19 protein-coding genes are annotated in these 20,270 nt (G+C 70.7%); 6 read left to right on the top strand and 13 right to left on the bottom strand.

The genetic code is table 11. The features are described 5' to 3' along the window. Window positions 1–122 precede the first annotated feature (122 nt). Genes WAT24_RS13500 through WAT24_RS13485 form a run of 4 tightly spaced genes read right to left on the bottom strand, consistent with a single transcriptional unit; the run spans window position 123 to window position 2,761 of the window. Window positions 123–599, bottom strand: a complete 477-nt coding sequence (locus WAT24_RS13500) for a hypothetical protein (RefSeq protein ID WP_336808416.1) — start codon at window positions 597–599, stop codon at window positions 123–125. After that, entirely contained in the window at window positions 596–1,345 is a 750-nt protein-coding gene (locus WAT24_RS13495) for an FAD:protein FMN transferase (protein WP_336808415.1), read from the bottom strand. Before WAT24_RS13495 ends, WAT24_RS13500 begins: the two co-directional genes overlap by 4 nt. Beyond that, complete coding sequence (locus WAT24_RS13490; RefSeq protein ID WP_336808414.1) at window positions 1,342–1,863, bottom strand: FMN-binding protein; 522 nt, start codon at window positions 1,861–1,863, stop codon at window positions 1,342–1,344. The genes WAT24_RS13495 and WAT24_RS13490 overlap by 4 nt, the downstream gene beginning before the upstream one ends. Window positions 1,864–1,876: 13 nt before the next feature. Then, window positions 1,877–2,761: a DUF6662 family protein gene (locus WAT24_RS13485; protein WP_336808413.1), complete on the bottom strand. Its 885-nt coding sequence runs from the start codon at window positions 2,759–2,761 to the stop codon at window positions 1,877–1,879. 162 nt (window positions 2,762–2,923) lie between these two features. Between WAT24_RS13485 and WAT24_RS13480 the strand changes: the two genes are divergently transcribed. After that, window positions 2,924–3,373: a GNAT family N-acetyltransferase gene (locus WAT24_RS13480; protein ID WP_336808412.1), complete on the top strand. Its 450-nt coding sequence runs from the start codon at window positions 2,924–2,926 to the stop codon at window positions 3,371–3,373. Here the strand turns inward: WAT24_RS13480 and WAT24_RS13475 are convergent. After that, window positions 3,363–4,862, bottom strand: coding sequence for a GGDEF domain-containing protein (locus WAT24_RS13475; protein WP_336808411.1), 1,500 nt, complete (start codon window positions 4,860–4,862; stop codon window positions 3,363–3,365). The genes WAT24_RS13480 and WAT24_RS13475 overlap by 11 nt on opposite strands. A gap of 147 nt (window positions 4,863–5,009) precedes the next feature. On the opposite strand from WAT24_RS13475, the gene WAT24_RS13470 reads away from it, so the two are divergent. Next, on the top strand, window positions 5,010–5,591 hold the full coding sequence (locus WAT24_RS13470; RefSeq protein WP_336808454.1) for a Maf family protein: 582 nt from the start codon (window positions 5,010–5,012) through the stop codon (window positions 5,589–5,591). Here the strand turns inward: WAT24_RS13470 and WAT24_RS13465 are convergent. Beyond that, complete coding sequence (locus WAT24_RS13465) at window positions 5,578–6,369, bottom strand: CPBP family intramembrane glutamic endopeptidase (protein WP_336808410.1); 792 nt, start codon at window positions 6,367–6,369, stop codon at window positions 5,578–5,580. The genes WAT24_RS13470 and WAT24_RS13465 overlap by 14 nt on opposite strands. 89 nt (window positions 6,370–6,458) lie before the next feature. Next, window positions 6,459–6,854, bottom strand: coding sequence for an MAPEG family protein (locus tag WAT24_RS13460; protein WP_336808409.1), 396 nt, complete (start codon window positions 6,852–6,854; stop codon window positions 6,459–6,461). Window positions 6,855–6,967: 113 nt separating this feature from the next. Here WAT24_RS13460 and ypfJ point away from each other — a divergent pair, with 113 nt between their 5' ends. Both ypfJ and WAT24_RS13450 read left to right on the top strand, forming a co-directional pair. After that, window positions 6,968–7,819: a KPN_02809 family neutral zinc metallopeptidase gene (gene ypfJ / locus WAT24_RS13455; protein ID WP_336808408.1), complete on the top strand. Its 852-nt coding sequence runs from the start codon at window positions 6,968–6,970 to the stop codon at window positions 7,817–7,819. 204 nt (window positions 7,820–8,023) lie between these two features. Next, window positions 8,024–8,410, top strand: coding sequence for a YkgJ family cysteine cluster protein (locus WAT24_RS13450; RefSeq protein WP_336808407.1), 387 nt, complete (start codon window positions 8,024–8,026; stop codon window positions 8,408–8,410). Between the two features lie 49 nt (window positions 8,411–8,459). Here the strand turns inward: WAT24_RS13450 and WAT24_RS13445 are convergent, their stop codons facing one another. The 3 genes from WAT24_RS13445 to WAT24_RS13435 all read right to left on the bottom strand — a co-directional run bounded on the left by WAT24_RS13445 (window position 8,460) and on the right by WAT24_RS13435 (window position 12,828). Beyond that, window positions 8,460–10,046 (bottom strand): hypothetical protein, encoded by a 1,587-nt coding sequence (locus WAT24_RS13445; protein WP_336808406.1) that lies wholly within the window; start codon window positions 10,044–10,046, stop codon window positions 8,460–8,462. Between the two features lie 205 nt (window positions 10,047–10,251). Further along, window positions 10,252–11,049, bottom strand: a complete 798-nt coding sequence (locus WAT24_RS13440) for a DODA-type extradiol aromatic ring-opening family dioxygenase (protein WP_336808405.1) — start codon at window positions 11,047–11,049, stop codon at window positions 10,252–10,254. A gap of 153 nt (window positions 11,050–11,202) precedes the next feature. Further along, on the bottom strand, window positions 11,203–12,828 hold the full coding sequence (locus WAT24_RS13435) for a tetratricopeptide repeat-containing sulfotransferase family protein (protein ID WP_336808404.1): 1,626 nt from the start codon (window positions 12,826–12,828) through the stop codon (window positions 11,203–11,205). Window positions 12,829–12,994: 166 nt separating this feature from the next. Here WAT24_RS13435 and cysD point away from each other — a divergent pair, with 166 nt between their 5' ends. Beyond that, window positions 12,995–13,888, top strand: coding sequence for a sulfate adenylyltransferase subunit CysD (cysD, locus tag WAT24_RS13430; RefSeq protein WP_425605307.1), 894 nt, complete (start codon window positions 12,995–12,997; stop codon window positions 13,886–13,888). An 11-nt stretch (window positions 13,889–13,899) separates the two neighbouring features. Then, complete coding sequence (gene cysC, locus WAT24_RS13425) at window positions 13,900–15,717, top strand: adenylyl-sulfate kinase (protein WP_336808403.1); 1,818 nt, start codon at window positions 13,900–13,902, stop codon at window positions 15,715–15,717. 123 nt (window positions 15,718–15,840) lie between these two features. On the opposite strand, the gene WAT24_RS13420 is transcribed toward cysC, so the two are convergent. From WAT24_RS13420 to WAT24_RS13410, 3 genes are all read right to left on the bottom strand, one after another. Continuing rightward, window positions 15,841–17,670: a DEAD/DEAH box helicase gene (locus WAT24_RS13420; RefSeq protein WP_336808402.1), complete on the bottom strand. Its 1,830-nt coding sequence runs from the start codon at window positions 17,668–17,670 to the stop codon at window positions 15,841–15,843. Window positions 17,671–17,880: 210 nt separating this feature from the next. Then, a complete protein-coding gene (locus WAT24_RS13415; protein ID WP_336808401.1) occupies window positions 17,881–19,188 on the bottom strand; it encodes a DEAD/DEAH box helicase in 1,308 nt (435 codons plus the stop codon). A gap of 229 nt (window positions 19,189–19,417) precedes the next feature. Then, on the bottom strand, window positions 19,418–20,059 hold the full coding sequence (locus tag WAT24_RS13410; protein WP_336808400.1) for a class I SAM-dependent methyltransferase: 642 nt from the start codon (window positions 20,057–20,059) through the stop codon (window positions 19,418–19,420). Window positions 20,060–20,270: the final 211 nt, after the last annotated feature.

The raw sequence follows: 20,270 nt of genomic DNA, 5'->3' as shown, positions 1-20,270 counted from the left end.
CCACCCCGAGCGGAGCGAAAGGAACAAGGGCCCCGGGAGCGCCATCCTTCATCCAACCCTCTCCCCGAGCGAAAGGGAGCCAAGCCCGCAACGGCCGACAGGCGGGTCCGAAAGGAAAAATCCTAGGCCTGTGGATGCCGCGGTACGCCACGGCGTTGCCGCGTGCGCCGCCCCAGCCGGATGTGCAGCGGCAATGCGATGAAGGCCAGCGTGCCCAGTACCAGGTGGATCCACACCGACCACGCGCGCAGGTCCTCGCCGGCGTAATAGAGCGCGTAGCCGGTCAGTACGATCGCGGCCGCGAAGGCGCCCAGTACGGTGCCGCTGATGCGGTTGCGGCGCGCGTTCCAGCCGAAGCGCACGTGCTGCGCCAGCAGCGATCCCAGCCCCAGCAGGGCGAGGAAGGCGCCCGCGCCGTGCAGCCGGGTCAGCCAGTGCAGCAGCTCGTCCGGCTCGCGCTCCAGCACGTCCCAGAGGATGCCCCAGACGATGCCGGTGAGCCCCACCAGCAGCAGTACGGCGAGCAACAGCCGGTAATGCACCGGGTGCAGGCGGATCCCCGAGCCGGCATGGGAAGGGCGCGGATGATGGGCTCTCACAGCACGATCGCCTCGGCGCGCAGGCGCGCCAGCAGGGGGCCGGCCGCTTCCGCACCACGCACCCAGACCACCTTGGTCAGGGCGTCGGCGCGCAGGCAGGTCGGCGCGAGCACGCTGACGCTGCGGTAGCGGCTCGGGCTGCCGCCGTCGCGCGGATCGCGCACCGCCCAGCGGCCGTCCTGTTCGCTGAAGTAGGGCGCGCTGGTCGCGAGCGCGCCGTCCGCCAGGGTGCCGAGCGGACGCAGGCGCTGTGGCTGGTCCGGGTCACGCACGAGGATGGGCTCCGCGGAGGGACCGAACACGCGCAGGTCGCCGCCGGCGTTGACCAGGCCCTGGCTGCCGGCGCGGCGCAACCGGTCGATAGCGCGGTCGACGGCGAAGCCCTTGGCGATGCCGCTGAGGTCCAGGCGCACACGGCGGCGGAAGCGCACCGTGCGTCCTGGCAGCAGTTCCACCGCGTCCATGCCTGCATCGGGCCCATCGGGCACGGTGCAATCGAAGGCCCCCGCGCTGTGCACGTGCAGCCAGCGCGCGGCGGCCAGCACGCGCCAGGTCCAGGGATGCACCGGCACGGGGCGCCGCCAGGCCTCCGAGTTCAGCCGCGACAGTTCGCTCGCCGTGTCCTGATAGCTCATCAATGCGTGCGCCTGTGCCACGGCCTCGAAGGCGTGCGTCAGCACCGCCTGGTCCGCGCGCGCCCGGATCTCCACGAACGTGCCGAGCAACGGGCGCGCGCGACGGATCACAGCTTGGCCAGCACCAGGTCGTACAGGGCCAGCACGCGTCTGACGCCCTGGGTGACGTGCTTGCACGAGAGCGTGGCACCGCTGATGTTGCGGATGTCGGCGCCGAGCTTGACCGGATCGTGCGCGGTCTTGCCCACGAACTGCCGCCGCCAGCTCGCATCCCGCACTTCGTAGCCGTAGGTCTCGTGGTAGCTGAGGATCTCCACGCCCTTGACCTTGCCCCCGGCGTCCAGCGCCACCGCGAAGCCGATCGTCTCGTGCTTGCCCACCACGTGGTCGACCACCAGGAAGCCGCCCTGCGGGGCGCGCCAGACCTGGCCGGGATCGAACCGCTCGTGCACGCCGGAACGGTCGAGCAGGGCATCGGCCAGTGCGTCATCCACCGTCAGCGGCACCTTGGCCAGCGCCTGGCCGGGGAAGAACTCCTGCTGCACCTGCGCGACCGTCAGGTAGTCGGCGGCGTAGGCGGGGGCGGCGACCAGCGCGGCCAGCGGCGGGACGAGTGCGCTCCACTTCATGCGTGCTTCTTCCTCAGAACGGGACACCGAGCTTGACCATGAACTCGTTGCGCGCGTGCTCGTCGCCGTAGATGCGGTCGCCGATCACCACTTCGCGCTGCTCCTCGTTGAACGCCTTCACCATCGGCAACTGGTGCCGCCAGGCCGCGGTGAGCCACCAGCGCTGCGCGGCATAGTGCAGGTTGGGGCCGAGGAACCAGGCCGAATGTTCGCGCGAGTCGTAGCGGTAGCCTTCGAACTCCTGGTGGTTGCGGGTTTCCAGGCCCACGCTCCAGTTGTCGGTGAACCGCCAGGAGAAGCCGGCGCTGAAATCGAGCATGGAAGCGCGTTCGACTTCGCCGTAGTACTTTTCGTGTTCGGTCTCGCCCATCAGGTTGGCGGCCAGCACGAAGCGGTCGTCGAGCAGGTTCTTCTGCACGATGAGGCGCCACTCCAGCGCGCGCTCGTGCGGTCCCCACTCCGGCTCCACGTAGAGCGCCAGGCCGATCGGGTCGACCAGCGGGTTCATCACCTGGTAGATCGCCTCCACCGACACCGCGTCGAAGCGCGTCCTGCGATAGTGCGCCAGCGGGTCCGCCTGCGGGCCCAGGTCCACGCCCGGCCCGCCGGTGCGGCCGTCGACGCCGTTGCGGTAGGCGTTCACGTAGCTCCAGTTGAAGTAGCCGGAAAGCTGGAAGCGGTCGGTCACGCCGTACTCGAACTCCTCCGCGTTCTGCAGGTAGCTGTAATCGCCACGCGACTGGCTCTGCTGCAGCCATGATTTGTGCTCGAATTCCGAGCGGCCCTGCGGGTGCAGGTCGGCGGTATAGATCCAGCCGAACGGCGATTCGCCGGCGTGGACGGGAGCGAAGGGGAGCAGGGCGAGCGCGAGGAGCGCCGCCTTCGAGCGCAGACGCATGGGCATTCCTTGTGTGTGACGGACAGGCACGAGGCCGCGTGGAGTTTAACGAGAATTATTCTCATCAGCAACGCGGCGCGGATGCCGGGAAAGAAGGCGCTTGTGCGGATGCATGGCGGATCGTTACGTTGGGCGCTCCTCCCCGACGCCGGTGTCTCCCGTATGTCACATCAGGTCCGCCAGGCCACGGTCCACGACCTCGACGCGCTGGTGCCGCTGTTCGACGGGTACCGGCAGTTCTACGGCAAGCCCTCCGATCCGGACGGGGCGCGGAACTTCCTTAGGGCGCGCTTCGCCCACCACGAATCGCTGATCCTGCTGGCGCACGACGGGCAGGGCGCGGGGCTGGGTTTCACCCAGCTCTACCCGTTGTTCTCCTCGGTGCGGATGGTGCGTACCTATCTGCTGAACGACCTGTTCGTGGCCGCGGCGGCGCGCCGCCAGGGGGTCGCCGCGGCGCTGCTGCACGAGGCGGCGGCGCAAGCACGGGCATTGGGAGCGGCGAGCCTCTCGCTCTCCACTGCGCTGGACAACGCGCCCGCGCAGGCGCTCTACGAATCGCTGGGCTGGCAGCGCGACCTCGAGTTCTGCGAATACACCCTCATGCTGTGAGCCTGGCCGGCAGCACGTGGACCGCGGCCACGCGGACCTGGTTGCGGCCGGCACGCTTGGCTTCGTACAGCGCATCGTCCGCCGCGCGCAGCAGCTTTTCGCTCGCCAGCGCGGCGCCGGCCGGCATCAGCGCGAGTCCGGCGCTGACGGTGACCACGCCCAGCGGTGCGTTGAGATGGCGGATCTGCAGCGACTGCACGTGTTCGCGCAACTGCTGCGTCCATGCCTCGGCGTCATCCGCGGCGGCGCCACTCATCAGCAGCACGAACTCCTCGCCGCCGTAGCGTGCGGCCACCACCCCCGCCCGCCTGGCGGCCTCCGAACGCAGGGCATGGGCCACCAGCGAGAGGCAGTCGTCGCCGGCGAGGTGCCCGTAGGTGTCGTTGAACGCCTTGAAGTTGTCCACGTCCACGACCGCCACGCCGAAGCCGCGGCGCGTGCGCACCGCCTCCTGCCCCGTGCGCCTGAGCACCTGGCGGAAGCCGGTACGGTTCAGCAGGCCGGTCAGTTCGTCGTGGATGCTGCGGTGGTGCAGGTCGCGCCGGAGCCTGCGCAGCTCTTCCTCCACCGCCAGGTGGTAGGCCAGCAGCACCGTCGTGCGCGTACCGTAGGTGACCACCGCCAGGATCAACGCGGCGATCGCCAACGGCCGGTCCTGCCCCAGCTCGGCGAAGCTGAGCAGGCACAAGGCCAGGCTGAGCACCAGCGGTCGCAGGCTGGCTGTGATGCGACGCGTGCGCCGGCCAGGCCGGTAACGGCGCAGCCAGACCTTGCGGCGACGGCTGAGCAGCAATCCCAGCAGAACGAAGGGCAGGCCCAGCAGCAGTTCCGGCAGGTAGGACTCGCTCGACAGGATGAAGCGGTTGTGGATCGCCGGCAGCAGCGCTTCGGCCCAGGCGTAGGCCATCAGCACGAAGTAGAAGCGCCGCTCGTCCGCGCGCTGGACCGCCACGAAGCGAAGCGTGGCGAACAGCGCCACGAACAGGGCGATGCCGTCGAACATCCACATCAAGGTGCGTGCGGTCGCCTCGGTGGCGCCGCCACCGAGCAATTGGCGCAGCAGGGCGTAGAACAGGGCGACGATCGCACACGCGAGCACGCTGTCCAGACCCGTGGTCCAGCGGCGCACCCGCGTGAGCGGACTGTAGGCAGCCGCGATGAGGAGAGCCAACTCGCTCAGACAGAAGTAGAAGGTCGTGTCGAAGGCCACCAGCGTGCCCTGCGGGTGGCGCAGCGCGTCGTCGAGCAGCAGGCCGAAGGCCGCACACTGCGCGGCCAGCGAGAGCAGCAGCAGGCCCCACAAGGGACGGTTGTGGCGCACGCTCAGGCGCAGCCGGCGCCAGCAGAGCAGCACGGTGAATCCCAGTATGGCCAGCACGAAGGCGTAGCTGCAGGCGAGGATGCGGCGCTCGCCGACCCACAGCAGCACCCCCAGATGGCCGAGGAGCAGGGGCGGATAGATCCTGGGGGTCCAGTTCTGAACTCTCACGCGAAGGTCCGGTGGCGGGGCCGGCGTTGGCGCCTGGCCACCGATTGTGCGGAGCCTGCCGCACCCGTACAACGCTTCGACGGATGGTTTGCCTAGGGCGTCACGGCCGCGACAATGGGGTCGCCCTTGCCACGCCATGCCTCCACCATGCTCTATCTCGCCTCCCGATCGCCGCGTCGCCGTGAACTGTTGCTTCAGCTGGGCGTCGACCATGCCGTCCTCGAGGTGGATGTGCCCGAGCAGCGCGCGGCCGACGAGTCGCCCGAGCGCTACGTCAGCCGCGTGGCGCACGACAAGGCGCGCGCCGGCCTGGCGACCCTGCGGGAGCGGGACGGCGCCGTGGTGCTGGGTTCGGACACCGAGGTGGTGCTGGACGACGAGGTATTCGGCAAGCCCGCCGATGCCGGCCAGGCGGGGGCCATGCTGCGGCGGCTCTCCGGCCGCACGCACCGGGTGATCTCGGCCGTGTGGGCGTTATCCGCAACACAGGAGCGCCACGCGCTGTGCGTGTCGCGGGTGCGCTTCGCACGGCTGGAGGAAGAGGCCATCGCCCGCTACGTCGCCAGCGGCGAGCCGTTCGGCAAGGCCGGCGCCTACGCGATCCAGGGGCGCGGCGCAGCCTGGGTGGAACACCTGGACGGCAGCTACTCCGGCGTGATGGGCTTGCCGCTGTTCGAGACCGCGCGCCTGCTGCGCGAGTTCGGTCTCGATCCGCTCAGCCCGGCTTGACCGCGACGAACCAGGCCACCACCGCCAGCAGGTTGTTCACGCCGTGGGCCACCACGGCCGGCCACAGCGAGCCCGAGCCCAGCCGCAGCCAGGCCAGCGCCACGGCAAGCAAGGCCAGGTTGGGCACCGCGTACCACAGGAAGCCGAGATCGGGCAGGTGGACGCAGGCGAACAGCAGCGAGCTGATCGCCACCGCCCATACCGTCCCCACGCGCCGCAGCAGTGCCGACAGCAGGGCGCCGCGGAACAGCAGTTCCTCCACCAGCGGCCCCAGGCTCACCACCACCAGCACCAGCGGCAGGCGCAACGCGAGCGAGGCGGCGCCGCCGATCTGCTTGACGTCCTGGGTGACCTCGTGGCCGTTCGCGATCCATTGGGTCAGCCAGCCGCCGGCGACCGGCAGGATCAGGCCGACCAGCACCGCCGCCAGGTAGAACAGCGGATGGCCGGGACGGGTCAGGCCGAGCCCCGGCGGCGCGCCGTGCGACCACGCCGCCGGCCACAGCCGGCGGACCAGCGCGATGGTGACGCTCGCGGCCAGCAGTAGGGTCAGGATCACCATCAGTGCGTTGGTATCCGGCTGCGCCAGCACCGCCTTGACCCGCGCCGGCAGGCCGGCGTGCTGGCCGGACATGCCGACGGCGAAGCCCAGTCCCAGCCCCACCAGCCCGCTGGCGAGGAACTGCAGCGCGAAGTACAGCACGATCATGCCGATGGCGCTGCCCAGGTGCGGCAGGCGCGCGTCGTGCAACGAGGGATGCAATGGACGGTGGGACATGGGGCTGGTGCGGGCCTGCGTGGAGGGGGCGGACGCGCAGCCCGACGCCACACGCTAGCCGTGCGGCCGGTGGCGCGCAATCCCGCGGTTCAGCCGGCCAGCAACGCGCGGATGACGCCCGTCGCCGCCATCACCAGGGTCGCCGCCCAACCCAGCATGCCCAGCGCGAAACCACCCCCGCGGCGGGCCGCCTCCCTGAGGTAGGCCAGCGCGTACCAGCTGCGGCCGGCCAGCCAGACCAGTCCGGCGATGCCGGCCCAGTAGCCGAAGCCGTAATGGGCGGCCAGCCACAACGTGGGCAGGAACAGCGCTACCGACTCCAGCGTGTTCATCTGCACACGGAAGGCGCGTTCGAAGGCCGGGTGGCCGGCGGTCGCCGGGGCAGCGATGCCGTAGCGTCCGCGCGCGCGGCCCACCGCGAAGGCGGTGCCGAACATCAGCAGGACGGCGAGCAGGGTGACCAGGGCGGGCAACTGTTCTCTCATGGGGGGCGGCGGCAGTGAGCGGGCCTCTACTGTAGCGGCAACCTGCACGCCGGCGAGACGGCGCAGTGCCTATGCTGCGCCGGTCGCGCTTCGGCGCAGGTTCCGGGTCCCGCATGGACTGGCAAAAAGGCGAGCGCAGCAGGAATGTCGAGGTCGACCGCGGTGGGGGTTTCCGCTTCGGTGGCGGCCGCGGGCTGGGGCTCGGTGGGCTGATCATCCTGGCGATCCTGGGCTGGGTGTTCTTCCGGGACCCGACCGCGCTGCTGGACCCGGGCGGGCCGACGAACCCGCCCGCTCCCATCGGCGAACCGGCGCAGGTCGACCCGCAGCAGCGCGACTTCGTCAGCGCCATCCTCGGCTCCACCGAGAAGACCTGGGGCGACCTGTTTGCGGCCAACGGCCGTGCTTACGTCGAGCCCAGGCTCGATCTGTTCAGCGGCGGCGTCAGCACCGCCTGCGGCATGGCTTCGACGGCGGTGGGGCCGTTCTACTGCCCGGGCGACCAGAAGGTGTACCTGGACCTGTCCTTCTTCCAGGAATTGCAGGATCGCTTCCACGCCGCCGGGGATTTCGCGCGCGCCTACGTGATCGCCCACGAAGTGGGCCACCACGTGCAGAACCTGCTGGGCGTGTTCGACCGTGTGCGCCAGGCGCGCGAGCAGGGCGTGCCGATGGAGGGGGCCGAGGGGCTGTCGGTGCGCCAGGAGCTGCAGGCCGACTGCCTTGCCGGCGTCTGGGCGAACCGCAGCGAACAACGCCTGCACTGGCTGCAGGAGGGTGACGTGGAGGAGGCGCTCAACGCAGCCAGCCGCATCGGTGACGACACGCTGCAGCGCGAAACCCGCGGTACGGTGGTGCCCGACTCGTTCACCCACGGCACGTCCGCGCAGCGGGTGAAGTGGTTCAAGGCCGGCCTGGAGAGCGGGCAGGTATCCCGTTGCGACACGTTCTCCGGGGAGATCTGAGCGGCCGCGGGGCGAAGCCGACCGGCGCGCCCGCTGCGTTCCCGGGAAAGGATTCCGCGACCGCTCCACCGCGGGCCAAGCCCAACCGTCCTTGAACGCCGGTCCGTGGGGGCTTTCACGCATCGCTCACGCGTCTTCCACGGAACCGTGCGGGGGCCTAGAATCCGCGCGCTGCGCGCCTCGGGGTGCGCCTTCCGTCCGTCCATGGCCCATCCCTGCCTGCGTTGCGGCGCGTGTTGCGCCTACTTCCGCATCGCCTTCCACTGGTCCGAGACCGATCCCTTCCTGGGCGGGACGGTGCCGGAGGCGTTGACCGAGAAGCTCGATCCCCACCGCGTGGTGATGCGTGGCACCCAGTCCAGCCGGCCACGTTGCGTCGCCCTCAAGGGCACCATCGGCGAGGCGGCCTATTGTGGCATCCATCCGATCAAGCCCTCGGTCTGCCGCGAGGTGGAGCCCTCCTGGGAATTCGGCCGGCACAGTCCGCAGTGCGACAAGGGCCGCATCGCCCACGGCCTCAAGCCGCTCACCCCGGAGGACTGGCTCGATCCGTCGGGCGACAGCGCGCCGCCCCTGCCGCAGAGCGCCTGATTGCGTCGCCAGGATGCGGCCGGCCGCGGTACGGCCGGCCGCGCCGGACCTACTGGCAGCCCGGGAACTTGAACGTGGCGATGCGCGTGTTCCAGTTGAACGCGCCGGTGTTGCGCAGGTACTCGGTGGTGTACCAGAAGGTGCAGTCGTCCACAGGGTCGATCGTCATCGCGCTGTAGTCGCCCCAACGGTTGAGGTTGGAGCCGCTCTGCGAGCCGAGGCCGTCGATGACGGTGGTCTCCGCCTGCAGGGTGTTCAGCGGATCGGTGGCCAGGCGGCCGGTGTAGCGGATCCCCGGATGGATGGTGCTGCTGGAGACGCTGTAGCCGAGCGCCATGTTGCCCTGCTTGTCCATCGCCACCGAACCCATCCAGCGGTAGGTGGTGTCGGGCGAGTAGGTCGACTGCTGGTAGACCACCGGCGTGGTGCCGGGGCTGCGGATCTCGTACCAGCGCACACCGGTGTAGGGGTTCTTGCGTGACGTGCCGACCTGCACCGAGTGGTTGACCACCAGGGATTCGTGGTCGCCGAAGTTGCGGTAGGCGAGGCGGAACATCAGCCGGTCGCCGAGCGAATCCAGCTTCTGCCGCGTGCCGTACTGCGGAACGCAGGCGCCGCCGCCGCAGGCCGCCGAGAAGGAGGCGACCGGGATCTTGATCGGACCGGTCAGCGTGGTATTGGCGCTGTTGCTCCAGTCCACGTGGAAGCGCCACAGGTTGAGCGCGTTGCTGGTGAAGTTGAGCATGTAGTTCGGCGAGCCGGCCGGCGGCGCGGTGGAACCGTCCAGATCCGCCGGCAGCACCCCGCCGTAGCTGGTCGAGAGCTGGAAGCACTGCTGGGTCGCGGCCCGGCCGCTCAACATCGCATTGCGGTCGTAGGCACACAGCTTGGCGCCCTGGAACGTGTTGGTGAACATGTTGAAGGTTTCGTAGTAGCCGTCCGGCCACACGCCCATCTTCGGATAGTCCGGGAACACGTTGCCGTAGGAGAACGCGTAGCGGTACCAGGCGCCGGTGGCGTCGCTGGTGGCCGACACCGCCACGCACTGGTAGTACGGCGCCGCGGTGACCGCGAACTGCGACACCACCCAGCGGTTGGCCGCCTTGTCGTAGACCACCACGGCATCGCCGTCGTTGTCCGCCTCGCAGGGGCCGCCGAAGCCCGACCACAGCGTGTTGCTGGGCATCGGGCCGTAGACCACGGCCTTGCTTGCCTTGTCGAACACCGCGAATCCGGTGTTGACGATCTGGAAGTACTGCGTGGCGCCGACCGCGCCGTTGGTGTCCGGCGGCGCGCTGTTGACGTTGAACGTGCCCTGCGGGCCGCTGAAGCCCTGGCCGACACCGTCGAAGCCGGCGCCCAGCGCAGGCGCGAAGCCGGTGACACTGGCGCCTTGCACGGCGCCGTCGGCCTGGTTGCCCGAGATGAAGGGCAGCCGGTGCAGCGGGTGGGCGTGCGGGTTCTTGGCGAAATCGTCCGGGCGCGGCATCACGCCGCGCAGCGACGGCAAGGTGTCGTGATGCACCGCAGGCGTGACTTCGACGCCGCCCTTGGCGGCATGGGCCGGCCCGGCGATGGCGAGGCCCATGGCGGAGCCCAGCGCGAGGCTGAGCGTGCTCCAGTTGCGAATGGACATGTTCCCTCCCACAGAATCGGGTTTGTGGAGGGATCGGTACCCGGCGGGGTCGCCAGCGAGGCGGCCAGGCATGGCATCGATCCGATGCTGTCCGGCCGTCACGCGACCTTCACGGCGCGAGCCCCTGGCGGCAGGACCTCGGATGCATAGCGCGCGGCCGTGTGCCGCGCAATCGGAAAAATGGGAAGGTCGCGTGCCGCCGTGCTCAGTTTGCCCCGTGCCCTTCGAAGCGGTAGATGTCCATCGCAAGAATGCCGTGGTCAACGCCTGCATCGATGCGATGTGCGTGGGTTCTTGCGCCTGCCGCGCCCAGGGCGACGAACAACGGCAGCAGGTGTTCGTCGGTCGGGTGGGCACGCTGCGCGAACGGCGCCTGGCGGCGGTAGTCGAGCAGCGTATCCACGTCGCCCGCATCCAGCCGCTGTTCGATCCAGGCGACGAACGGCTGCACGTAGGGCGCCTCCCGTCCCGGGCCGTAGCCCATGCGCAGGTCGCCCAGGTTGTGCGTGATGCTGCCCGAGCCGATGACCAGCACGCCTTCGTCCCGCAGCGGCGCCAGCGCACGCCCCACCGCCAGGTGATGGGCCGGATCGCGGGCATGCTGGATCGACAGCGGCACCACCGGAATGTCCGCCTCCGGGTAGAGCAGGCGCAGCGGGACCCAGACGCCGTGATCCAGGCCCTGGTCCGGGGCGATCGTGGGAGCGAGCCCAGCCTGCGCGAGCAGGTCGAAGACGCGCTGCGCCAGCGCGGGGGCGCCGGACGCGGGATAGCGGATCTCGTACAGCGCCGGCGGAAAGCCGAAGAAGTCGTGCACGGTATCCGGCCGTTCCGCGCTACCGATGCAGGGGCCGGGCGTCAGCCAGTGCGCAGTGGCGACGACGATCGCCCGTGGCCGCGGCAACTCGGCCGCCAGCGCGGCCAGCCGTTCCCGCACGGGGCCCGGCTGCAGCGCGGTCATCGGCGAACCGTGGGAGATGTAAAGGCTGGGCAGTGCGCGCATGAGGGTCTCCAGACGCTGCAATCGTCGACCGCGCACGCCACCGTGTAGGAGCGGGGCCGTTCGCAGCTCTCGGGGTCATGCCGCACGGTGCGGCATGAAGGTGTCGGTCCCGCACCCTCCCAGGAGCGCGAGGCATGGCGAGCACGCTCGCTCCTACGGTGTGGATTCCGTGGCAAGCGGCAGGCCCAGGCCGAGGCGCAGCGGATCGAGCAGCTTGCCGTAGCGTGTGGCGCGCGCCGTGTCGCGGTCCAGCGGCTGGCGCACCTGCGCCGCGCTGGCCGTACGAACGGCACGGGCGGCGTGGTGGAAGTCCAGGCAGGCGGCGTCGAAGGGCAGGCCGCAAAAGGCAAGCAGGGCGCGGATCTCCGCCTGCGGATCGGCCAGCAACGCCTCGTAGCGCTGTGTGCGGATGCGCGTGGGCGCCAGCGCCTGCCAGCGATCCATCGCCGCCTGGTAGTCGCGGATGTAGGCGGCGATGTCGGTCAGCGTGCAGGCGAAATGCGGCAGCCGGTAGAACTGCTGCTTGAAGCACGACCAGCCGGCCTCGACCGGGTCCCGGCGCACATCCACGATGCGCGCGCCCGGCAGCATCGCGGCGAGGATGCCGCTGTAGAGCCAGTTCTCCGGCAGCTTGTCGGTGAAGCGCGGCCGGCGCTCGCGCCAGCGTGCGGTGCGCTCGAGGTAGCGCCGGCCCAGCCGCTGCCAGTCCTGCGCGCTCGCCGCCGGCACCCACTGCGGAAAGGGCTGGCGACGGCGACCGGACTCCTCCACCAGCACCTCGCCCAGGTCCGGCAGTTCGCTGGCCCCCTCCACCTGGGGGTGTGCGGCGAGGATCTGTTCGAACAGGGTGGAGCCCGAGCGCGGCAGGCCCACGATGAAGATCGCCTCCTCGCCGAGCGAGGCGTCGATCGGCGGCGGCAGCCTGGCGCCCGCCGCCGCGACGGCGTCGACGAAGGCGTGGAAGCCGCCGGCGTTCCATGGCGCCAGCCGGCGCTGGCGGGCGTTCGCCTCGCTCAGCGCGGCGAAGGCTTCGGCGTGGCGGCCCTGGTCCTCGTTCACCTTGCCCAGCGCGAAGCCGATGGCGATGCGATCGGCCTCGGCCAGGTCCGCGCGGCGCAGCAGCGCGGCGAGCTGCGTGCGGTCGGCGTCCGACAGCGGCCGCGTCTTCATGTTGGCCAGGCCGCGCCAGGCGTCGCCGCAGGCAGGGTGCAGCGCCAGCGCGGCGCGGTAGGCCCGGTCGGCCTCCTCGAAGCGGCCCAGGTGCACCCGCGCGTCGCCGAGCAGCACGTGCGCGGGCAGCAGCGTGGGATCCAGTGCGCAGGCGCGCTCCAGCGCCTCCACCGCCGGTCCGGTGAAGCCGAGCACCTGCAGGTTGCGGCCGAGGTTGAACCAGCCCATCGGATAATCGGGCGCCACCGCGCAGGCCTGGCGCCACAGCGCCAGCGCCCGGTCGACATCGCCCGCGGCCTGCTCGACGTTGCCCAGGTCGGTGAGCGCCAGTGGATCGTCCGGCCACTGCGCCAGCGCGCGGGTCAGCGCCGCCCGCGCGAGATCGGGGCGACGTGCGCGCAGGTGCAGGATGGCGAACAGGCGCAGCAGCTCCGGGTGCTCCGGCGCCTCGGCCAGCAACGACTCGAGCATCTGCGAAGCCGGCCCCAGGGCGCCATCGCGGATCGCCCGGGCCGCCGCCTCCAGCCGCTGCATCTGCGGCGGCAGCAGCGCGACGGCCCGCGTGGCCGGTTCGATGGGGTGCGATGGGCGGGGCCAGGACTCGGGCATGGCAGGTCTCGTTCGGCGGAAACACGATGGTACGCGGTTCCTGCACGATCGCGACCGCGCGAAGGCAGGCATCCTGCCGCTGTGGGCACGGCTGGCGCGAGTCTGCTAGCTTGCGCGTTTTCGCCCGCGCGCCGCGGGCCAGGAACGCCCCGTTTTCATGCAAGGCATGTCCCGTCTCGACGATCTGGAAGCCGAGAGCATCCAGATCCTGCGCGAAGTGTTCGCCTGTTTCCGCCGGCCGGTGATGCTCTACTCCATCGGCAAGGACTCCACGGTCCTGCTGCACCTGCTGCGCAAGGCCAGTCGCCCGGCGCGGCCGCCGCTGCCCCTGCTGCACGTGGACACCACCTGGAAGTTCCGCGAGATGATCGCCTTCCGCGACCGCGTGGCCGCCCAGGGCGACGTGGACATGCTGGTGCACGTGAACGAGGAAGGCGTGCGCCAGGGCATCTCGCCGCTGGTGCACGGTTCGGCGGTGCACACCGACGTGATGAAGACCCAGGCGCTGCGCCAGGCCCTGGACCGCCACCGCTTCGATGCGGCGATCGGCGGCGCCCGCCGCGACGAGGAAAAGTCGCGCGCCAAGGAGCGCATCTTCTCCTTCCGCAATGCGCAGCATCGCTGGGATCCGAAGCAGCAGCGACCGGAGCTCTGGCGCGCCTGGAACACCCAGATCCGCGAGGGGGAGAGCGTGCGCGTGTTCCCCCTGTCCAACTGGACGGAACTGGACGTATGGGAGTACATCCGCCGCGAGAAGATCGACGTCGTGCCGCTGTACTTCGCGAAGGAACGCCCGGTGGTGGCACGCGACGGCGCGCTCATCATGGTCGACGACGAGCGCTTCGTGCTGCGCGGGGACGAGCGCGTGCAGATGCGACGCGTGCGCTTCCGTACCCTCGGCTGCTACCCGTTGACAGGCGCGATCGAGTCCGACGCCGACTCGCTGGACGCGATCATCGAGGAGATGCGCGCTTCGCGCAGCTCCGAGCGGCAGGGCCGCATCATCGACCACGATGGCGCCAGCTCGATGGAGCGCAAGAAGCAGGAGGGCTATTTCTGATGGACGCCCGCATGCTTCGCTTCATCACCTGCGGCAGCGTGGACGACGGCAAGAGCACGCTGCTCGGCCGCTTGCTGTACGACGCCGGCATGCTCGCCGACGACCAGCTCGACGCCCTGCGGCGCGACAGCCGCCGACGCGGCGGCGAAAACCTGGATTTCTCGCTGGTCACCGACGGGCTGGATGCCGAGCGCGAGCAGGGCATCACCATCGACGTGGCCTGGCGCTACTTCCACACGGCGCGGCGCAGCTTCATCGTCGGCGATTGCCCGGGCCACGAGCAGTACACGCGCAACATGGCCACCGGTGCCTCGCAGGTGGACCTGGCCGTGGTGCTGGTGGACGCGCGCAAGGGGCTGCTGCCGCAGACCCGCCGGCACACCTACCTCTGCGCGCTGCTGGGCATCCGCCGCATCGTGCTGGCGGTCAACAAGATGGATCTGGTCGGCCTGGACGCCGGCGTGTACGAGGCGATCGTGGGCCCCTACCGCGAGCTCGCCGCGGCGATGGGCATCGAGGCGGTGCACGCCCTGCCGGTGGTCGCGCCCGAGGGCGACAATGTCGGCCGGCGCTCGACACGCATGCCCTGGTACGAGGGTCCCAGCCTGCTGGAACTGCTCGAGACGGTCGACGCCTCCTCCGCGCCGCCGTCGCCGTTCCGCCTGCCGGTGCAATGGGTCAATCGCCCGGACCAGCACTTCCGCGGCTACGCCGGAACGGTATGCGGTGGCCGCGTGGCGGTCGGCGACGAGGTGGTGGTGCAGCCCGGCGGGCGGTACGCCAGGGTCGAGCGCATCGTGGGGCCGGACGCGGACCTGGCGCAGGCGGCCCCGGGGCAGGCGATCACGCTGTGCCTCGACCGCGAGCTCGACATCAGCCGCGGCGACGTGGTTTCCGCAGCGGCGCAACCCGCGCCCGTGGCCGACCAGTTCGGCTGCCACCTGGTCTGGTTCGGCGACGCGCCGCTGCTGCCCAGCCGCAGCTACCTGCTCCGGCTGGGCACCGCGACGGCCAACGCGCGGGTCACGGCGATCAAGCACAAGGTCGACGTCAACACGCAGGCGCCACTCGCCGCAAGCCGCCTGGAACTCAACGAGGTCGGCTACTGCAACATCGATCTGGACCGCCCGCTGGCGTTCGAGCGCTACGCGGACGACCGCACGCTCGGCGGTTTCGTGCTGATCGACCGCCAGACCCATGCCACGGTTGCCTGCGGCATGCTCGACTTCGCCCTGCAGCGCTCCGCCAACATCCACTGGCAGCACACCGACGTGGACAAGGCGGTGCGCGCGCGCGCCAAGGGCCAGCGGCCGATGTGCCTGTGGTTCACCGGGCTGTCCGGCGCGGGCAAGTCGACCATCGCCAACCGGGTCGAGCGGCAGCTCGCGGCGCAGGGTTACCACACCTACCTGCTGGACGGCGACAACCTGCGCCACGGCCTCAACGTGGACCTCGGCTTCACCCCCGAGGCGCGCGTGGAGAACGTGCGCCGCGTGGCGGAGGTGGCGCACCTGATGGTGGACGCCGGGCTGGTCGTGCTGGTCTGCGTGATCTCGCCCTTCGCCAGCGAGCGCGACTTCGCGCGCGGCCGGTTCGGTGAGGGTGAATTCGTCGAGGTGTTCGTCGACACGCCCCTGGCCGAATGCGAGCAGCGCGACCCCAAGGGCCTCTACGCCAAGGCACGGGCAGGGCGGATCAGCAACTTCACCGGCATCGATTCGCCCTATGAAAGGCCGGTGACGCCGGAGCTGCACCTGCATGGCGAGGGGCGACGCGCCGAGCAGATGGCCGAGCAGGTGCTGGCGTACCTGAAGGACCGCCTGGCCTGACGGACGCGGCAGGAGCGGGCTTGCTCGCGATGCCTTTGCCTTGCGGCTCTTCCGGAACCAGGAGCATCGCGAGCCGCTCACTCCTGTGGCAAGCCGGGATGCGCGGACGCATCCGGCCTCCGGTCACTTGCGCCGTGGCGGCTTGCCGCCCGGGCGCGGCTTGAAGCCGCCGGGCCGCGGGCGGCGCGGCGGGGCGCTGCCGGCCGGCTCCTCGCTACCGTCCCACTCGCTGATGCGCAGCTGCTGCTGGCTTACCCAGACTTTCCTGAGGTGCTCGAACACCTCCTTGGGCATGCCTTCGGGCAGGTCGATCAGGCTGTAGTTGTCGCGGATGCTCAGGCGCCCGATGAACTGGCTGTCCAGACCGGCCTCGTTGGCGATCGCGCCGACGATGTTGCCGGGCTTGACGCCGTGCTCGTGGCCGACCTCGATGCGGTAGGTGCGCTTGCCCGGCTCCGGCGCGTTGTGCGGGCGCGGCGGGCGGGTGTCGAAGCCGCGCGGTTCGCGCGCCTTGCGCTCCGGTGGCAGGCGCCGTTCGCCGTCGCGCTCGCGCGGTTCGCGCGCCGCCTGCTCGCGCCGCTCGTACTCGCGCTTCGGTGGCGGGGTCAGCAGCAGCGGCCGGTCGCCCTGGGCAATGCGGGCGAGTGCGGCGGCGATCTCCAGTGCCGGTACGTTGTGTTCCTGCTCGTACTGCTCGATCAGTTGCTGGAACTGGCCCAGGTCGTCCTGCGCCAGCGTGTCGGTGATGCGCTGTTTGAAGCGCGCGATGCGCACGTCGTTGACTGCCTCGACCGTGGGCAGCTTCATCTCCTCGATCGGCTGGCGGGTGGCGCGCTCGATCGCGCGCAGCATGCCCTTCTCGCGCGGCGTGACGAACAGGATCGCCTCGCCGCTGCGCCCGGCACGGCCGGTGCGGCCGATGCGGTGCACGTAGCTCTCCGTGTCGTAGGGGATGTCGTAGTTGAGCACGTGGCTGATGCGCTCGACGTCCAGGCCGCGCGCGGCGACGTCCGTGGCGACCAGGATGTCCAGCTTGCCCTCCTTGAGCTGCTGGATCACGCGCTCGCGCTGTGGCTGGGCGATGTCGCCGTTGATCGCGGCGGCCGCCATGCCGCGCGCGGTCAGCTTCTCCGCCAGCTCCTCGGTCGCCTGCTTGGTGCGCGCGAAGATGATCATCGCGTCGAACGGCTCGGCTTCCAGGATGCGCGTCATCGCGTCCAGCTTGTGCATGCCGCTGACGAACCAGTAGCGCTGGCGGATGTTGGCCGCGGTGGTGGTCTTGGCCTTGATGGTGACCTCGACCGGATCCTTCAGGTGGTGCTGGGCGATCTTGCGGATCGGTGCCGGCATCGTGGCCGAGAACAGCGCGACCTGGCGCGTCGGCGGCGTGGCCTCGAGCACCTTCTCGACGTCGTCGATGAAGCCCATGCGCAGCATCTCGTCGGCTTCGTCGAGCACCAGGTACTTCAGCTCGGACAGATCGAGCGTGTTCTTGTCCATGTGGTCGATCACGCGGCCGGGCGTGCCCACCACGACGTGCACGCCGCGGCGCAATGCGTGCAGCTGCGGGCCGTAGCTCTGCCCGCCGTAGACCGGCAGCACCTGGAAACCGGGGATATGCGCGGCGTAGCGCTGGAACGCCTCGGCCACCTGGATGGCCAGTTCGCGCGTGGGCGCCAGCACCAGCGCCTGCGGCTTGCCGGGCCTGGCCTCGATGCGCGAGAGGATCGGCAGCGCGAACGCAGCGGTCTTGCCGGTGCCGGTCTGCGCCTGGCCGAGCACGTCGCGCCCTTCCAGCAGCGGCGGGATGGTCGCGGCCTGAATCGGCGAGGGCGACTCGTAGCCGACGTCGGCGAGCGCCCGCTGGACCTCTGGGCGCAATGCGAGCGCGGCAAAGCCGGCCTGCGCCGGGTCGTGGTCGGCCGGCGTGGGAGCAGGAGCGGGGGAAGACATGGGAACCTCGGCGGAAGCTGCGGCGGATGGAGCGCACCGCGCGGCGCGCGGCATGTTACCAGCGTCGCGGGTGCGACGTGGGCGTCAGGTACAAGGGGCGTCGGCAAGCCGTACAGCGGCGGGCGGCTGCGAGGACAGCAGGGCTCGAGCCGCCCGGGCCGCGGCCAGGGGCAGCGACCGGTGCTTGGCAGGGCCGACGGGGGCGGCGCCTCAGGCCTTGGCGGCAGGCCGGCGGCGCCGGCGCCGCGTGCGGTTGGCTTCGGTGCGCTCGCCGGCCGCCTGCGCCTGCACGGCGTGCGGGCGATGCCCGGTCGGCGGACGCGCGGCGCGCGGCTGGCGCTGGCCCTGCACGGGGCGGGGCGCGCCGGCATCCAGCCGTAGCGGGGCGGAAGGCTCGAAACCGGGCACCTCGCTGATCGCGATCTCCTGCTTGAGCAGCTTGCGGATGTCGCGCAGCAGGCCCGACTCCTCGTGGCTGACCAGCGACACGGCCAGGCCCTCGGCACCGGCGCGGCCGGTGCGACCGATGCGGTGCACGTAATCCTCGGCGACCATCGGCAGGTCGTGGTTGATCACCATCGGCAGCTGGTCGATGTCGATGCCGCGGGCGGCGATGTCGGTCGCCACCAGCACCGTGATCCGGCCGTTCTTGAAGTCGCCCAGCGCCTTGGTGCGGGCGTTCTGGCTCTTGTTGCCGTGGATCGCGGCGGCACGCAGGCCGGAGGCCTCCAGGAAGCGCACCAGCTTGTCGGCGCCGTGCTTGGTGCGGCTGAACACCAGGCTCTGGCGGCGGCTGTCCTGCGCCAGCACGTGCAGCAGCAGGTCGCGCTTGCGCGCCGCGTCGACCGGATGCACCTGGTGGCTCACCGTGGTCGCCACGGTGTTGGGCGGGGTCACCGACACCTCGCGCGGTGAGCGCATGAACTGCATCGCCAGCGCCTTGATCGGCTCGGCGAAGGTGGCTGAGAACAGCAGCGTCTGGCGCTGCTTCGGCAGCGCCGAGAGGATGCGCTTGATGGCCGGCAGGAAGCCCATGTCCAGCATGCGGTCGGCCTCGTCGAGCACCAGCATCTCGAGGCCGGAAAGATCGACGGTGCGCTGCTGCATGTGGTCGATCAGGCGGCCGGGCGTGGCGATCACCACGTCCACGCCGCGCCGCAGCGCCTGCACCTGCGGGTTCATCCCGACGCCACCGAAAATGGTGGTGCTGGAGACGCGCAGGTGCTTGCCGTAGTCGCGCAGGTTGTCGTGCACCTGGGCGGCCAGTTCGCGTGTCGGCGTGAGCACCAGTGCGCGCGGACGGCGGGTCTGCGTGGTGCCGGCGGTGGACAGGCGCTGCAGCAGCGGCAGCGCGAAGGCGGCGGTCTTGCCGGTGCCGGTCTGGGCGGCGGCCAGCAGGTCGTGGCCCTCGAGCACCAGCGGGATGGCGCCGGCCTGGATCGGGGTGGGCCGCGTGTAGCCCTGTTCGGCGAGCGCGCGCAGCAACGCGGGCGCAAGGCCCAGCGATTCGAAAGACATGAAAACACTCCTGTGCAACCCGGAGCGTTCTTTCAGAACCGCGTTGCGATGATGGGAAGGGGCGGCCGGAGGCCGCAACGGCGAGGGAGCCGTCCGCGCAGTATAGCCGATGAGCGGGCTCGGGCGCACACCCGGGAACGGCGGCCTCCCGGCCTCACCCGCGGAGAGCGTCCGGGGCGCCCCTTCCTCGGCAAATGGGCAAGCGCGGCACGATGCCCGCCCGGCAAGGTCAGCGAGGACGCCTGGCCACGATCAGGTAGCTGTTGAAGGGCGTGCGTCCCCACAGGGGTTCGATCGAGGTCGCCAGGCCGGCATCGTGCAGCGGCGCCATTACTTCCCGCGCGGTCGGATAGTGCGTCGCCGGCACGCGCATCCAGCCGGTGGCGTGCAGCACGTGCTCCTCCAGCACGGTGGCGTGGAAGCGCCAGTGCTTCTCGCGCAGCACGTTGCGGATCATCAGCTGCGCGCCGGGCGCGACGTGGCCGGCCAGCCGGGAAAGCAGCCCGGGCTGGCGTGCGGCGGGCAGGTAGTGCAGCACGTCGAGCAGGCACACGTGGCCGCGGAAGTCCGGCAGGTCGGCGACGTCCGCGCAACGCAGGTCGAGCGCGTCGCCGATCGTGGCCGCCGCTTCGCGGCCGGCGGCGATCTTGCGTTCGTCGTGGTCGATGCCCACATAGCCATGCAGCACGCCGCAGCCGTGCAGGTAGTGCCCGAGCAGCCCCATGCCGCAGCCGACGTCGAGCAGAGGGAAGGGCGGTGCGTCCTGCAGCAGCCGCGCGACGGCCGCGTAGACCGGATCGCCGGCCAGCTTGCCGCGCACGTACTGGCGCTGGTTGAAGCCGCGGAAGCGTGCCGACAGCGTGGCGCGCATCGACCGGTCCAGGTGGTACCGCGGCCGCACCGTCAAGGCAGGCATCCCGGCAGGGCGGGTGCAGCGGGTGTGCGACGTGCCGCGGGCGGGGTCGGTCGGTGCATGGACGGCCTCCGTGGGGCGGGATCGCCAGTATAGGCACGCCGCCGTCGCCGGATGTGCAGGGAATGCATGCGCCTGCGGCCACAAAAAAAGAGCCCGGCGCGAGGCC

Origin of the sequence: Fulvimonas yonginensis, from assembly GCF_037137055.1 — a bacterium.
Lineage (GTDB): Bacteria > Pseudomonadota > Gammaproteobacteria > Xanthomonadales > Rhodanobacteraceae > Frateuria_A > Frateuria_A yonginensis.
The sequence above is the reverse complement of the archived record's forward strand: the minus strand, read 5'-3'. Positions and strand labels throughout refer to the sequence as shown.

What these genes read in the sequence shown, in the direction of transcription:
- WAT24_RS13490 (WP_336808414.1), bottom strand. Translation starts at nt 1,863, where the DNA reads ATGAAGTGGAGCGCACTCGTCCCGCCGCTGGCCGCGCTGGTCGCCGCC.
- WAT24_RS13485 (WP_336808413.1), bottom strand. Translation starts at nt 2,761, where the DNA reads ATGCGTCTGCGCTCGAAGGCGGCGCTCCTCGCGCTCGCCCTGCTCCCC.
- WAT24_RS13480 (WP_336808412.1), top strand. Translation starts at nt 2,924, where the DNA reads ATGTCACATCAGGTCCGCCAGGCCACGGTCCACGACCTCGACGCGCTG.
- WAT24_RS13470 (WP_336808454.1), top strand. Translation starts at nt 5,010, where the DNA reads ATGCTCTATCTCGCCTCCCGATCGCCGCGTCGCCGTGAACTGTTGCTT.
- WAT24_RS13465 (WP_336808410.1), bottom strand. Translation starts at nt 6,369, where the DNA reads ATGTCCCACCGTCCATTGCATCCCTCGTTGCACGACGCGCGCCTGCCG.
- WAT24_RS13460 (WP_336808409.1), bottom strand. Translation starts at nt 6,854, where the DNA reads ATGAGAGAACAGTTGCCCGCCCTGGTCACCCTGCTCGCCGTCCTGCTG.
- ypfJ (WP_336808408.1), top strand. Translation starts at nt 6,968, where the DNA reads ATGGACTGGCAAAAAGGCGAGCGCAGCAGGAATGTCGAGGTCGACCGC.
- WAT24_RS13450 (WP_336808407.1), top strand. Translation starts at nt 8,024, where the DNA reads ATGGCCCATCCCTGCCTGCGTTGCGGCGCGTGTTGCGCCTACTTCCGC.
- WAT24_RS13445 (WP_336808406.1), bottom strand. Translation starts at nt 10,046, where the DNA reads ATGTCCATTCGCAACTGGAGCACGCTCAGCCTCGCGCTGGGCTCCGCC.
- WAT24_RS13440 (WP_336808405.1), bottom strand. Translation starts at nt 11,049, where the DNA reads ATGCGCGCACTGCCCAGCCTTTACATCTCCCACGGTTCGCCGATGACC.
- WAT24_RS13435 (WP_336808404.1), bottom strand. Translation starts at nt 12,828, where the DNA reads ATGCCCGAGTCCTGGCCCCGCCCATCGCACCCCATCGAACCGGCCACG.
- cysD (WP_425605307.1), top strand. Translation starts at nt 12,995, where the DNA reads ATGTCCCGTCTCGACGATCTGGAAGCCGAGAGCATCCAGATCCTGCGC.
- cysC (WP_336808403.1), top strand. Translation starts at nt 13,900, where the DNA reads ATGCTTCGCTTCATCACCTGCGGCAGCGTGGACGACGGCAAGAGCACG.
- WAT24_RS13420 (WP_336808402.1), bottom strand. Translation starts at nt 17,670, where the DNA reads ATGTCTTCCCCCGCTCCTGCTCCCACGCCGGCCGACCACGACCCGGCG.
- WAT24_RS13415 (WP_336808401.1), bottom strand. Translation starts at nt 19,188, where the DNA reads ATGTCTTTCGAATCGCTGGGCCTTGCGCCCGCGTTGCTGCGCGCGCTC.
- WAT24_RS13410 (WP_336808400.1), bottom strand. Translation starts at nt 20,059, where the DNA reads ATGCGCGCCACGCTGTCGGCACGCTTCCGCGGCTTCAACCAGCGCCAG.